At 40.3% G+C, this 14,309-nt stretch carries 8 protein-coding genes; 3 read left to right on the forward strand and 5 right to left on the reverse strand.

Annotated features, from left to right (window positions below):
- Positions 1 to 6: 6 nt before the first annotated feature.
- The 4 genes from eda to glk form a co-directional block, all read right to left on the reverse strand.
- On the reverse strand, positions 7 to 627 hold the full coding sequence (gene eda / locus H5159_RS03845) for a bifunctional 4-hydroxy-2-oxoglutarate aldolase/2-dehydro-3-deoxy-phosphogluconate aldolase (RefSeq protein WP_002959756.1): 621 nt from the start codon (positions 625 to 627) through the stop codon (positions 7 to 9).
- Positions 628 to 660: 33 nt separating this feature from the next.
- On the reverse strand, positions 661 to 2,511 hold the full coding sequence (gene edd, locus H5159_RS03850) for a phosphogluconate dehydratase (protein WP_002959754.1): 1,851 nt from the start codon (positions 2,509 to 2,511) through the stop codon (positions 661 to 663).
- A 336-nt stretch (positions 2,512 to 2,847) separates the two neighbouring features.
- Positions 2,848 to 3,861 carry a LacI family DNA-binding transcriptional regulator gene (locus H5159_RS03855; protein WP_002959752.1) on the reverse strand — a complete coding sequence of 338 codons (1,014 nt, stop codon included), beginning with the start codon at positions 3,859 to 3,861 and terminating at the stop codon, positions 2,848 to 2,850.
- Positions 3,862 to 3,899: 38 nt separating this feature from the next.
- Complete coding sequence (gene glk, locus H5159_RS03860; protein WP_002959751.1) at positions 3,900 to 4,892, reverse strand: glucokinase; 993 nt, start codon at positions 4,890 to 4,892, stop codon at positions 3,900 to 3,902.
- Positions 4,893 to 5,182: 290 nt separating this feature from the next.
- Here glk and H5159_RS03865 point away from each other — a divergent pair, with 290 nt between their 5' ends.
- The 3 genes from H5159_RS03865 (at position 5,183) to H5159_RS03875 (ending at position 11,639) form a co-directional block, all read left to right on the forward strand.
- Positions 5,183 to 6,199, forward strand: coding sequence for a LacI family DNA-binding transcriptional regulator (locus H5159_RS03865; RefSeq protein ID WP_024596123.1), 1,017 nt, complete (start codon positions 5,183 to 5,185; stop codon positions 6,197 to 6,199).
- Between the two features lie 274 nt (positions 6,200 to 6,473).
- Positions 6,474 to 9,659: a TonB-dependent receptor gene (locus H5159_RS03870; protein WP_024596124.1), complete on the forward strand. Its 3,186-nt coding sequence runs from the start codon at positions 6,474 to 6,476 to the stop codon at positions 9,657 to 9,659.
- Between the two features lie 72 nt (positions 9,660 to 9,731).
- Complete coding sequence (locus H5159_RS03875) at positions 9,732 to 11,639, forward strand: S9 family peptidase (protein ID WP_182715331.1); 1,908 nt, start codon at positions 9,732 to 9,734, stop codon at positions 11,637 to 11,639.
- Positions 11,640 to 11,889: 250 nt separating this feature from the next.
- Here H5159_RS03875 and H5159_RS03880 read toward each other — a convergent pair whose 3' ends face one another.
- A complete protein-coding gene (locus H5159_RS03880; protein WP_182779750.1) occupies positions 11,890 to 14,304 on the reverse strand; it encodes a glycoside hydrolase family 15 protein in 2,415 nt (804 codons plus the stop codon).
- Positions 14,305 to 14,309: the final 5 nt, after the last annotated feature.

A 14,309-nucleotide genomic window follows, 5' to 3' on the forward strand; every position in this document is an offset into this window, starting at 1 on the left:
AGACTCCTATTTAAGTTCACTTGCTTGGCGAGCAAGCGCTTCAATTGCTTGCCAGTCTTTATTTTCAATTAGTTGTTTATCTAGCATCCACGTACCACCAACACAAATAACGTTGTTAAGCGCTAAATAATTAGGAGCAGTTGCTAGGCTAATGCCGCCAGTTGGGCAAAAAGTAATATGTGGTAATGGGCCACCGATTGATTTAAGCATAGCTGTTCCGCCTGCAGCTTCTGCTGGGAAGAATTTTAAATACTTAAAACCATGCGACGCAAGTTGCATAACTTCACTTGCAGTTGCAGCGCCTGGTAAAAATGGTATATCTGATGTTTTAGCTAAAGCAATAAGCTCATCGCTCACACCTGGACTCACCATAAAATCTGCACCAGCAGCAACCGAAAGATCAAAACTTGCCTTATCTACTACCGTACCAGTACCTACATAGGCTTCAGGTACTTCTGCTTTCATTAGCTTTACAGCTTCTGCAGCAATGGGTGTACGTAGTGTTATTTCTAAGGCTTTTAAGCCACCGTTGTATAAAGCTCTTGCAAGTGGTGCTGCATCTTCTAATTTTTCGATTACAACCACTGGCACTACGGGTGCCGATGCTAAGATTTTTTCAATACTCATTACTTGTTCCTCATTACCCAGTATGGCTAATATTTATTCAAGTCCAAAAGCACTCGCGCCTAAATCGGCACTGCTTACGATATTTCTAAATCCAGTAAATAATTCACGACCTGTACCAAATGTTGCACTTGGCAGGCTAAGCTCTGCTTCACGCTTAGCAAGTTCTTCGTCGCTAACGTGTACTTTTAATATTCCGTTTGGCGCATCAAGCGTCACTAAATCGCCTTCTCGGATTTTAGCAATAATGCCGCCTTCTACTGCCTCTGGTGCTAAGTGAATAGCAGCAGGTACTTTACCTGATGCACCCGACATACGACCGTCAGTAACAATGGCTACTTTAAAGCCTTCATCTTGAAGCGTTGCCATTACTGGCGTTAACTTGTGTAGCTCTGGCATACCTTTCGCTTTAGGGCCTTGCTCTTTTAGCACGGCAATAAAGTCTTGGTTTAATTCGCCACGAGTGTATGCATCTTGCAGAGCACTTTGTGAACTAAATACTTTTGCAGGAGCAGTAACGGTTTGATGTTCTTCAGCAACAGCTGACACTTTGATAACAGCTTTACCTAAGTTGCCAGTTAGAAGTTGCAGACCACCTTGCTTACTAAATGGGTTACTCACTGGACGAAGTACTTCTTCATCGTGCGAGTTTGCTGGGCAATCTACCCATTTAACTTTAGTTGGGCCAGTTGAGTCGCTCATGATCAAGCTATCGTCTTTATCTAAACGAGGCTCTGTCATGTATGGTGCTAAACCATCGCCAAGCATTGTTTTAACGTCTGTATGTAAGTAACCAGCGCTTGCTAGTTCTCGCATTAAGAAACCCATACCGCCTGCTGCTTGAAAGTGGTTTACATCAGCTGAGCCGTTAGGGTAAATACGTGTAAGAAGTGGTACAACTTCTGATAAGTCAGACATATCTTTCCACGTAACCTGAATGCCGGCAGCTTTTGCTATCGCAACAATATGGATTGCATGATTAGTAGAACCACCTGTAGAAAGCAGGCCTACTAAACCGTTTATAATCGTTTTTTCGCTGATCACATCGGCTAAACAAGGGCTTTCTTTATCATCCGTAAGCTGCTTAAGCATAGTTTCTACAGCATTACCTGTAAGGCCATCGCGAAGCTCAGTGTAAGGGTTAATAAACGAGCTACCTGGAAGGTGTAAGCCCATTATTTCCATCAACATTTGGTTTGAATTGGCAGTACCGTAGAACGTACACGTACCAGCGCTGTGATAAGACGCACTTTCAGCTTCAAGTAAGTCTTCGCGGCTCACTAAACCTTGTGCAAACTTTTGGCGAATACGTGCTTTTTCTTTATTCGGAATACCTGATTGCATTGGACCTGCTGGTAAAAAGAACACAGGTAAATGACCAAACGACAATGCACCAATTAATAAACCAGGAACAATTTTGTCACAAACGCCTAAACAAAAAACGCCATCAAACACATCGTGCGAAAGAGAAATTGCTGTAGACATAGCAATTACATCGCGAGAAAAAAGTGAAAGTTCCATGCCGTCACGCCCTTGCGTAACACCATCACACATTGCAGGAACGCCACCAGCAACTTGAGCTGTAGCATCGTATTTTGTTGCAATGTCTTTAATTAAATCTGGGTAGTCTTTGTATGGCACATGAGCCGATAACATATCGTTATATGAGTTGATAATAGCAAGATTTGGCTGCTCATCAGCCTTTAAGCGCGCTTTGTCATCACTGCTACATGCAGCCATAACATGGGCTATATTTCCGCAACCTAAACCGGCACGAACTCTTGTTTGTTTTTTTGCGTGCGAAATGCGATCTAAATAATCTTGACGGGTATTTTTACTGCGTTCGATAACGCGCTGGGTAACTTCTTGAATACGAGGATGTAACATAATTTAACTCATCTCTATTAGTTAGAGGATAAAGGCTCAGTAGCAACTACAGACTCCACGTAAATAACTGTACTGAGCATCTTTGATTTACCCGTTCAAAGGTACGCTACCAGGGAGCCTCTCACAACAACCCTGACACCGGTGTCACTGTATTAACGCATAGCAATGACACCGGTGTCAACCCCAGGTAACAAAAATAGTTTAATATTTTAACATGACCGAATAATGACCTAATTGATTTTTAGGCACAAAGCATGTTTTAGCAAGTTCAGAGTAAAAAAAAGCCCGAATAAGCGTCACTCATATTCGGGCTACTGTGAAAGTGTTTTAAACTCACTATTTTATTGCTGAGGTAGACTCGCGTGTAATCAAGCGCGACTCAAGCGTTACCTGATACGGCTGCTCTTGTGGCTGAGCTATGTGTGAAATAAGTTGCGTTACGGCTTGTTTAGTCATCTCTTCAACGGGCTGTGCAATCGTTGTTAACCCGGGCCAAATATGACGTGCAATGGGCGCATTATCAAACCCAGCTATTGAAATGTCATCAGGCACTTTTAATTGGCGCTGAGTTGCTAATTTAAGTACGGCAGCCGCCATGTAATCGTTTGATGCAAATACAGCTGTTGGCCTAGGGGATAAATCTAATATGCTGCGTGCACTATCTACACCTGAGTGATAACTAAAGTTACCCTCCTCTACTAAGCGCTCATCAAATTCTATACCATGGCTTGCAAGTGAACGCCTGTAACCTTTAAAACGTTGTTGCGTGGCACTGTGATCTGGATGCCCTTTAATAAAGGCTATAGACTTATGACCGAGGTTAATTAAATGCTCGGTAATCTCAAATGCGCCTTGCTCGTCATTACTACGCACTGAAATTGAATCATCTTGTAGTAAAGCTGAAGCAACCCTTGCATAAGGAATTTTTTTGGATTTTAAAAAAGAAGCAAGCTCAGCAAAGTCACCAAAAGGAGGTGTTAGCACAATGCCATCTAATCGAGAAGTTTGTAGTAATTGCTCAATATTATTTATAAGTGCTTCACCACGAAACTCACAAGGGTGTATCAATAAATTATAGTTATTTTCTTTACACGCTTCTAAGGCGCCCGTTTGCACTCGGGTAATATAACTTTTACTTGGGTTATCGTATAAACAGCCAATAATAAAGCTACGATTTTGAGCAAGACCTCGTGCAATTGGATTTGGGGTGTAATCAAGCTCTTTAAATACCGCAAGCACCTTTTCTCGGGTGGCGGCACTTACATTAGGCTCATTGTTTAACACGCGTGAGACGGTTTTTTTAGAAACCCCTGCATGGCTTGCTACACTATTTATGGTTACTTTTTTCATCTGTCCATTATCCAAATACAACCTGTAAGACCAAAGCCCTATTTGCTATTGTGTAAACACGCAGCAGCGCCAATAAGCGGTATGTTGTCTTGTGTTACGAGTGTTACAGGGATTTGTCCTGCGTACTGCGACATAATACCCTTTTGCGAAAATCGTTCAACAAAACGACTCTCAAGAAGTCTCGCTTGCATACGAGGTAGTATTCCACCGCCAATAAATAATCCACCTAAGGCGCCATAAACAACCGCTAAATCACCAGCAACACTGCCAATCCAATCACAAAACTGGTTTAAGGTTGCATCACACACGTCACATTCACCGCTATTTGCAAGGCTGCTAATTTGTGCGGCATCTAAATTTTTAGCTGTTACACCCTTAACCGCAGACATTGCTTTGTATAAATGCGTTATGCCAGGTCCTGAGAAAACTGTTTCGATAGAAACATGGGGATGATCTTTTCTTAATTCATTCAATAATAAAGTATCGAGTTCATTAACAGGTGCAAGTGATATATGCCCCCCTTCTGAACTTAGCACTGCGGTAGATTGAGACGTTCTAACTAAGCACGCGGCACCAAAACCAGTACCTGGACCTATAACACCAATGTTTGCGTTATCATCAGCTTGACCTGATTTAACAATGACGTTTTGTTTAGGATCTAAGTAAGGTGCAGCGTAAGCAAAGGCAGCAAAATCATTAATGACTTCAAGTTGCTGTAAATCAAAATGAGTTTTAAATTCACTGACGCTAAAATGCCAACCTAAATTGGTTAAATGCACTTGCCCGGCTTTTATTGGCCCTGCAACGGCTAAACATGCGCGTTTGGGTGCAATATGTGGGACTGTTTGTAAGTATTGCTCGAGCGCACTTTCAAGAGAACCAAAGTTGGCACTAGGAAAAATATTAATGTGTTCTATTATAAATTGGTTAGTCTGTTCATTAAAAGCAGTTATTAAAGCAAAGCGGGCATTAGTGCCGCCGACATCAGCAACTAAGATGGGATCAAATTGGGCAGAAGCGTTTGGGCTCATAGTATTATCTCTTTTGTTAAGCGACTCATGCTTATTATTTTACAATGGTGTACCATTGTTATTTATACTTTGAGCTATCACCTCAAAGTAGCTATCACAGTAAAAAATGCTGCCTATAAAGATATAGACAGCGAATACGTTTTGACAACAAAATGATAAAACACTGACATTATGACACCGGTGTCAGGAATTTATCAATAAAAATATACGTTAATTCACAAAAAGCTTGAAATTATTCATCAATAAACGAAAATGACACAATTATTTATCAATTTAATTAAGTTGTAACAATGAAAGGTAAAGCTACCTCATTTGATATTGCCCACTATGCAGGGGTATCTCAATCGACTGTATCTCGCGCTTTACGTAACAGCCACCTTGTTAATGAAGAAACACGCAAGCGTGTTTTCGATATAGCCAAAAAGCTTAATTATAAAGTTGATAAAAATGCGAGTAACCTTCGCACTCAACAAAGTAGTACGCTTGCATTATTGTTGTTTGAAGATCCCACTTCTGACGAGTCCCAAATAAATCCTTTCTTTTTAGCCATGCTTGGCAGTATTACCCGTGCTTGCGCTAAAGAAGGTTACGATTTATTAGTTTCATTTCAATCGGCCAGTGCTGATTGGCAAGCAGACTACGAAGACAGCCACAGAGCTGATGGCATTATTTTACTCGGGTATGGCGATTACATTGATTACCAACCAAAATTTAACACCTTACTTGAACAAAACACTAAGTTTGTTTGCTGGGGTGCAACGGTAGATAACCGTCCCGATTTAACTGTTTGTTGTGATAACTACGGTGGCGGTAAGCTCGCCGCTGAGCACTTTATTGCGCATAGCAGAACTGATTGCGCTTTTATTGGTGATGCTTCTGATCACAGCCCCGAATTTTTTAGTCGTTTTCAGGGTTTTAAAGATGAGCTATTGGCTAACAACGTTAAAATAAATGAACGTAAAATGGCTAATGCTATATCTACTGAAGAATCAGGTTATCACGCCACACGCTCACTAATTGCTAATAATATTAAATTTAACGCCTTATTTGCTGCAAGTGACTTAATTGCTATAGGGGCTATACGCGCACTTAAAGAAGCAAATATTAACGTGCCGAAAGATGTTGCGGTAGTCGGCTTTGATAATATAGCCATTGCAAGTTATGTAAACCCACCACTAACTACAATAGAGCAAAACACCACTATTGCTGGGCAAATGTTAGTAGAGAACCTATTAAAACTGATACGTGGTGAAGAAGTTCAAAGCACCCTGTTGCCTCCTATTCTCATTCCTAGAAAGTCAAGCTGAGCCTTCTCTTTCCATGTATATGCCGATTACATCCATTCACATTCGTTTACAAACAAGAAAACCATTTAAAAACAGACAATTAAAAAAAAATTAGCGAAAAAAATCACTTTTAAGGCCCAAAACTGACTGTTTCAGCACCTATTGCGTAGTTACTCACCATTAACCGCATTTACTATTTAGTTTCAATAATGTAAATTTATTGTGATGCTATATTTCACTTTGTTTAATTTATGATTTATAGCTTAAATAACAATAATATCTCAGGGATTTACATATGTTTAAAACTAAAGCACTATCAAATGCAATAAGATATTCTTTATTGCTAGGATCTGTAGCCTTAGCGCCTAACGCGCTAGCCCAGGAAAATGACTTAAACTCAGACGTTGAACTAGAAGAAGAAGCGCCAGAGCGAATTGTTGTAACAGGTTCGCGTATAAGAAAAGCTGAATTTTCAAATGCATCGCCAATTCAAATTATCAACGGTGACTTATCTCGTGAAATGGGTTTATTTGATGCAGGTTCAATGCTCCAGTCAACCAGCCAAGCGGCTGGTGCTCAAATAGATAATACATTTGGTGGTTTTGTACTAGATAACGGTCCAGGCGCCGCAACAATCGGATTTCGTGGTTTAGGTGCTGAGCGTACTCTTGTACTTATCAACGGTCGAAGAATGGCTCCCGCAGGTGTAGGTGGTGCGCCAACTTCACCTGATTTGAACTTGATACCAGGTGTAATGATTGAGCGTGTAGAGAATTTATTTGATGGCGCATCAACCGTTTATGGTTCTGATGCGGTAGCGGGTGTAGCTAACGTAATATTAAAAAAAGATGTTGAAGGCTTTATTTTTGATGCATCTTACCGTCAACCTAAAGGTGAAGGCGGTGAAGAAACTGTACTTTCGGGTATGTGGGGCAAAACCATGGATAATGGTTTTATCACCGTTGGTGTTGAATATTCAGAACAGAAATCTCAATCTTTAGCTGGCAACCCTTTTGTTAAAGGGTGTGAAGAGCGTATTTGGGAAGCTGAAGATGGCAGTATCGTAACCCGAAACAGTGGCTATGGTCCTGTAGCAAGCGGTGAAGATTCATGTGACATTTTCCCTCTAACAAACCGTATTAGCGTACCATCTTTCTTTGGTAGTGTTTATTATACACCTGACTTTACAAACACTGGTATTCCAAACTTCAGTGAATCAACTGTACCATCAAGTCTTGAAGGATTTTTACCTTCATGGGTAGCGGGCGATTTTGATGGCGATGGTATCAACGATGGTGTATTTGTAGATGGTAACGGCGATGGTTTCCGTGACGTTGATTTCCAAGACCCTCTATACGCTTTCCAACAATCTGATTACTACAAAAGCGGTGATTACAGAAGTAAAAATGAACGTATTTCACTAATGCTTAATGGTGAATATAACTTCCAAGATGATAACGATACAACTTTCTACTACGAAGGTTTATACGCTAGTCGTAAATCACCAATTTTTAGCCCAGGTGCACAGATATTCCAACAAGTAGCGGCATCAAACCCATATAACCCTTGTGGAACAAACGGTATTGACTGTTTTGGCGTGTTAGGTGTGGGCCCTGGTGGACCAGAAGCCGTTCAGCCAATCATCAATATTCGTGGTGACCGTGATCAAACTGAGGTTGAAGTTTCACAATATCGCTTAGTTACTGGTGTTACTGGTAATCTTGGTATGTTTGAAAACATCGGCTTAGACAATTGGTACTACGACGCATCTGTATCGTACAGCGCATCAAAAGGTACTGACCACCGTGTTGGTATTGATGAAGAGCGCTTAATTAACTCATTAGAAACCGCTGTTCTTAATGATGATGGTACTGTTACCTGTGGTACCGGTTCTGATGGATGTGTTCCTGTTAATTTATTTGCAGATAGTATTTATCAAGAAGGTGGCGGTACGCTTTCACCTGAAGAAGCTGCTTACTTGTTTATCGACCGCGATATCGAAACTAAAGTAAACCAGTTTGTTTTCAATGCATTCATGGGTGGTGATTTCTTCGCATTACCATGGAACAACGAAACTGTTGCAGGTATCGTTGGGGTTGAATATCGTCGTGATGAAATTGAATCAAATCCAAATGCTGCTGCATCTCAAGGCTTACTATGGGGCTATTTTGCTGACCAAGGCGCTGATGGCTCACGTAACTTAAAGGAAATATTCACAGAAGTTGAATTCCCTCTACTTAAAGGTGTTAAAGGCGCTGAAGAACTTACATTTACAGCTTCTGGCCGTGTTTCTGAAGAATCTTTCTACGATGCAGAATCAACTTATAGTCTTAAAACAATTTACCGTCCTGTTGAGTGGTTTACTCTACGTGCAACAAAAGGTACTTCGTACAGAGCACCTAACCTACGCGAGCGTTTCTTAAACGGTACGTCTGGTTTTAATACAGTTGCCGATCCATGTGTTGTTCCGGAAGATGCTCGTAATATCGACCCATTGAACCCAGGTTCAGCAGCTACATATAATGCAGCAGAAGAAACACGTGATACAGCTGTACTAAACGCTTGTCAAGCATCAGGTATTGATCCAACTACTCTTGGTTTAGGTCAAAATGGAACTGACTCATACACTGCAGCTTACAGCGCTGAGATTGAAACTGGCGGTACAACTGAGCTTAGTGCTGAAACATCAGTGGCTAAAACATACGGTTTTATCTTTGAACAACCGTTCACTGATGCATTTGATTTAACAATGTCATTAACCCGCTTTGATATTGAAGTAACGAATAGTATTGCAGAGCCAAGCGCTGGTTACAGTATTGGTCAGTGTTATTCTGCTGATGGTAATGATGCTTTCTGTAGCCGTATCGGACGTGACGAAAATGGTCAAATTGATTTAGTTGATGCTAGCTTTATCAATATTGGTTTAATCTCATCTAAAGGTTTTGATTACAATATCTACTTTGAAACAGATACAGTAATCGCAGAAGAAAACCTAGGTATTACACTAGATCTTCAAGCTACTCGCATGACAGAGCAAGTTTTTGACGTGCTTGGTACTATTGATGACAATATGGGCGAGCCAGATTCTCCGGAATGGCGTGGTACCGCTCGCTTACAACTTAAATACTCTGATTTTAGATTTAACTGGGAAACGCGTTTCATCGGTAAAGGTCGTGAAGATGAGGATGATTTAGGTGAATTTGAAGAAGGCACTGCAGGTTGTCGTGGTTTAACTGATGCTAACGGTGAAGCACTTAAATGTCGCCCAGTTGGCTTCACCGATGACTACTTTGTACATAATATCGGTATGACTTGGTCTAACGATGCTTATAAAGTGAACTTTGGTGTTCGTAACGTGTTTAATGAAGCTCCTCCTAAAGTAGATCCAAGTGGTTCTTTTTCAAACACTAATATCCCTCTAGGTGTTGGTTATGACACTTCAGGTCGTAGCCCATACATCAGTTTTACAGCTTCTTTTTAATTAGAATTGGCTGAGTAAATATTCAATCCAGATGGCCTAAAATTTTAGGCCATTTTTTTTGAGGGAATAAAAATGAAATTTAAAAAAAGAATATTAGTAGGATTAACCCTACTAGGCCTATCTTCTTTTGCTAATAGCGAAACTGAAGATGCGGCACAAGTAAGCAGTATTGATGCTTTCTCAATGTCATCTGCTATACGCAGTGTTGTAGCATCACCTGATGGTAAGAAGCTTGCTATTTTAAGAGCGACTACTAAAAATGGTGACTATATAATTGAGATAAGAGATCCAAATAACCTAGATGCAGAGCCTGTAAGATTAGGCGCTGATAAAATGCTGATATCTTCAATCGTCTGGTTAAACGATGAAAAACTTGGCGTTATGTTTAGGCAAATATTAGAAGATGGAAGTCGCAAATACTGGGTTAATAAGTTTGCAATAACCGATGCAGATGGTAAAGGCGACTGGCTATTACCATTTAAGAAAAAACGAAATGTTCAATTTAATATAATAAATATACTTCCTGACAAAAAAGATGAAGTATTAGTAGAGGTTGATATTAATAATAACTACATTCCAGATGTAGTGCGCTTTAATATTAATACTGGACGAAGCGTTACTGTAATGCGCGGAAATGAAAAAGTATCAGGCTCATTCGTTTCTGACTACGACGGTGAAATAAGAATAGCCCAAGGTTGGAATAAGTCTGATAACGCAATCGATTATTATGCCCGAGATAAAGGTAATGATGATTGGAAAGTAATTAAGCAAGTTAGTCCTAAAAAGCGTGAAAACTTTGAGATTTTGGGGTTTGCGAAAGGTAACCCTAACGAAGTTTATGTTAATGCCAACTTAGGCGAAAATACGACTGGCATTTATATTTATAATATTAAAACAGGTCAGTATTCTGAACGTCAATTTGGTCTTAAGTCTGTAGATACCGATGGTGTTATACTTGATACCGACGGCACCTTACAAGGCTTTCGCTATACAACTAAGCAACCTAAGTTTTATTTCACAGATCCTAACCTACAAGCACTTAACGAATCTGTTGCGTCTTTATTTAAAGGTAAATTTGTACAAATCATCAGTAGCTCTGATAACGATAATGTATTAGTAGTGAGAGTATCTGCTGACGATAACCCTGGCAGCTATTACATTGTTACTAATAAACAGAAGTTAACTAAGATTGGTGATCGCCTTCCGTTTATTGATAAAAGTAAATTAGGAACCGTTAAATATATCTCTTATAAAGCAAGAGATGGACGTAAAATAAAAGCATACGTAACTATTCCTGCAACTAAAGGTCCTTACCCCGCAATAGTACTCCCTCACGGTGGTCCTTGGGTTCGTGACTCTGTTGTATTTGATGACTGGGCACAGTTACTCGCCTATCATGGTTACGTAGTTATTCAACCAAACTACCGAGGTTCTACAGGTTACGGTTTGGAGCATTGGATAGCCGGTGATAATAACTGGGGCTTGAAAAAACAAGATGATTTAGATGACGCCGCACAATATTTAATAGATAAAGGTTTAGCAACAAAAGATAAGCTTGCTTTATTTGGTTGGAGTTATGGTGGTTATGCTGCATTTGCTGCATCTATGCGTGAAAACAACATATATAAATGTGTTGTTGCCGGTGCGGGTGTAAGTGATTTAAGTCGTATCAATGCAACTCTTAACGAAAATCGCTTTTTAAGTATCTTACAACGCCCTACTATTACTGGTGTCTCTCCTGTAGAGCAAGTAAATAAAGTAAATATTCCTATACTGGTTGTACATGGCGATATCGACAGTCGTGTTCCAGTAAAACACAGTAGAGACTTTGTATCTGAGCTTGAAAAGTACAAAAAAGACTTTAAATATATTGAGCTAGAAGATGCTGATCACTTTTCTGATACGCTTTTCTACGATCATAAAAAAGAGTTTTATACAGAGTTGTTATCTTGGTTTGATAATAAATGTGGCCTCAAATAATGTAATAAAAGGGTGGCATTCATTTCATATGAAGAGCACCCTTCATATCAAATCGCCTAATTAGGTGATCTATTTTGAGGTAAGAAAATCGTACTGATAACAAGATAAAAATTTCGTTATCTAGTTATTACCAACAAATAATTAAGTATTATTGCTGATTCATATTAGTTTAAATACAGAATAACTGAATAGTAAAAAAGGCTTCTAAATTTATTTAGAAGCCTTTTTAATAACTGCAGCTTGCTTTATATTAGTCTTTAAGTGACTCGCCAACCACTGGATAATAATCCCATACTTGTTTATCACTGAGTGAGCGTACAAGCTTAATGTATTCTGCATGTGTCCATGCAAGTGGCGTTGCTGAGTTTGTGCCCTCGCCTAACGCATGACCAGCTTTATTTACACCTACACCATCCCATACTTGCTCTGGTAGCATTAGCCCTTTATTGGCAAATTGCTCCAAACCTTTAACATAACTATTTTTAATTTGCGCTTGTTTAGCATCATCAAAGGCGTTGTTTGCGTTAGCTGCTGCTATTTCATAGTGGCCACGTTCACCTGTGAAAAACGGCCATACACGACCACGTTGGCCTGGTGTATTACTGCCACCCTCGGCATAGTTTGTGCCCGTTACTTCATCTTCGCCGTAGCCATCATTACCATAGCGGCGGTAGCCTGCAAATGTGCCGCTGCCGTCGTCAAAGCTAAAGCTGTATTTAACTTGTAGGTTATCTTCTAGTGTTTCGTCATCGTACTCAGGTAGTGTTTTAACGATGCTTTCATCATTTGCACCGCGTACGCCATAGCGTACTAGCTCTAAAAAACCGCCATCTAAAATTTGCTTTTTATTAAACCCTTCGCGGCCATTATTAGCGTTAATTTTAGTGTTTGAGTTTGCATCGGTATCTTGGCCTATACGAATAAAGTATTCGCCATCGCTATTCTCGCCTTTTAAGTTACCTTTAGTGGTAAACATTTGCGATTCAATATCGCTGCTGTATTTTTTAGCTGTATCTAAGTAGCGCTTTGCGTTTGTATCATCGCCACTTAGTGTTGCAATATCACTGGCTGTAATAAGGCCAGCGACTACTGCCGCAGTAGTCGAAGGCGAATAACCGCTTTGCTCTTCCCAACGCTCTTGTTGGGTTGCCGGTGGTGTAATTTGCGTGTCGTTCCATAAAATTTTAGCAAGGCCGCCATCAACCAAAAAATCAGCCGCGGGTTTTAACATTTTTCCGTACCAGCTTTTTAGCTCTTCATCACTAAGTACATTGGCTTTATGTAACTTCCAAGCAAGCATAATAGGCATAGCTGTTTGGTCAAGCTGTACGCCGACCCATTCAAGCTCACCATCTACGTGCGTTTTTTGTAAAAACCAGCCTGTATCGCCTTTATTACCTGGTGTTTTGCTATTTACTTGCACTTTTTCAAGGTATTCAAACGCTGTTTTTGCTGTGGCTGTATCGCCGAGTGCCATAAAGGCCATGGCTACTTGATAAAAGTCGCGCACCCATACTGCTTTATAGCCAGTAGAGCCCTCTTTAGCCGAAACCGTTTCGCCCCATGGATTAGATAGAGAAGCAATTAATGCCCCTGCGTGTGTTTTATCTTCTTGTGCTTTTAGAACCATGGCGCTGGTGTATAAAAGCTTACCGTTATCGGCTGTTTGTTCAATCATTTTATTGAGCGGTTTGAGACTTTGTAGGTAATCTTCCCAGCCTAGCGCTTCACCTTTACCGTTATAGTGATCAAGCACCGCTTGGTACCCTTTTGCTAAGCTTTTTTCGCCTTGCTTTATACTTTGCTGCTGCGTTTTACCAAAACTAAGTGCTAAATCAAAGGTGGTATTCGCGCTTATGTCGCCAAGCTCTGCAAGCATGCTTACATTACCTGCTGTATCGCCGGTATTTATGTATTGTGTATTTATAGATTGCGTAGTTTTAAGTGCGTTAATACCATCGCTTTCACCGGTAAAGCCCACTGTTTTATCTTTAAATGAGGTCGCTGATTGAAGTGATAAATAGTTATCGTCTTCCCATGCGACAAGGCCTTGCTCAGTCGTTTTAGCGAAGTCACCTAGCCCGTTATTATTAATATACGGATTAACAGACACATATGCTTTTAACCCTTCAAGCTCAGTATTAAATACGCTGCGTACAAACAGGGTTTGCCCACCTGGGTCAGTAAATATGTGTTTTTCTAGGCTAAAGCGGCCTTGTTTATCAGTGCTTGTTACTTTATAAGCCAGCGATAACGGGCGACCTTGTGCATCTTTATGTAAGTAATCAATGGTGACATCTAAATCATCAGCTTCACTAACGGTAAAGTCTTTACCTGTTACTATAAATTGCATGTCTTTTATTTGAGCTTGGTGAATAAGCCCAAACATGGTTTCGGTGATCATACCTTTAGCAATTGAAAACCACACCTTAGATACATCGCCCGTTGCAGCTGAATCACTGTATTGGCCGTTTTGGTATTGCTCGTATGACGTGCCAATACCTGTTTTACCCGCATAAGCCCAAAAAGGCTCTGCGCCTGGGGCGCCTGGGGCTGATGTAACCTGTGCTGTGGTACTTTCGTTAGTTGTGCTTGTGTTTTGAGCGCCGCAAGCCGTTAAACCTAACGTTAAAAGTGAGGCGGTTATAAGGTTATATTTTTTCATTGTGT

Source organism: Pseudoalteromonas sp. SG43-1 (assembly GCF_014164415.1).
Lineage (GTDB): Bacteria > Pseudomonadota > Gammaproteobacteria > Enterobacterales > Alteromonadaceae > Pseudoalteromonas > Pseudoalteromonas distincta.

What these genes read in the sequence shown, in the direction of transcription:
- edd (WP_002959754.1), bottom strand. Translation starts at nt 2,511, where the DNA reads ATGTTACATCCTCGTATTCAAGAAGTTACCCAGCGCGTTATCGAACGC.
- H5159_RS03880 (WP_182779750.1), bottom strand. Translation starts at nt 14,304, where the DNA reads ATGAAAAAATATAACCTTATAACCGCCTCACTTTTAACGTTAGGTTTA.
- H5159_RS03855 (WP_002959752.1), bottom strand. Translation starts at nt 3,861, where the DNA reads ATGAAAAAAGTAACCATAAATAGTGTAGCAAGCCATGCAGGGGTTTCT.
- H5159_RS03865 (WP_024596123.1), top strand. Translation starts at nt 5,183, where the DNA reads ATGAAAGGTAAAGCTACCTCATTTGATATTGCCCACTATGCAGGGGTA.
- eda (WP_002959756.1), bottom strand. Translation starts at nt 627, where the DNA reads ATGAGTATTGAAAAAATCTTAGCATCGGCACCCGTAGTGCCAGTGGTT.
- glk (WP_002959751.1), bottom strand. Translation starts at nt 4,892, where the DNA reads ATGAGCCCAAACGCTTCTGCCCAATTTGATCCCATCTTAGTTGCTGAT.
- H5159_RS03875 (WP_182715331.1), top strand. Translation starts at nt 9,732, where the DNA reads ATGAAATTTAAAAAAAGAATATTAGTAGGATTAACCCTACTAGGCCTA.
- H5159_RS03870 (WP_024596124.1), top strand. Translation starts at nt 6,474, where the DNA reads ATGTTTAAAACTAAAGCACTATCAAATGCAATAAGATATTCTTTATTG.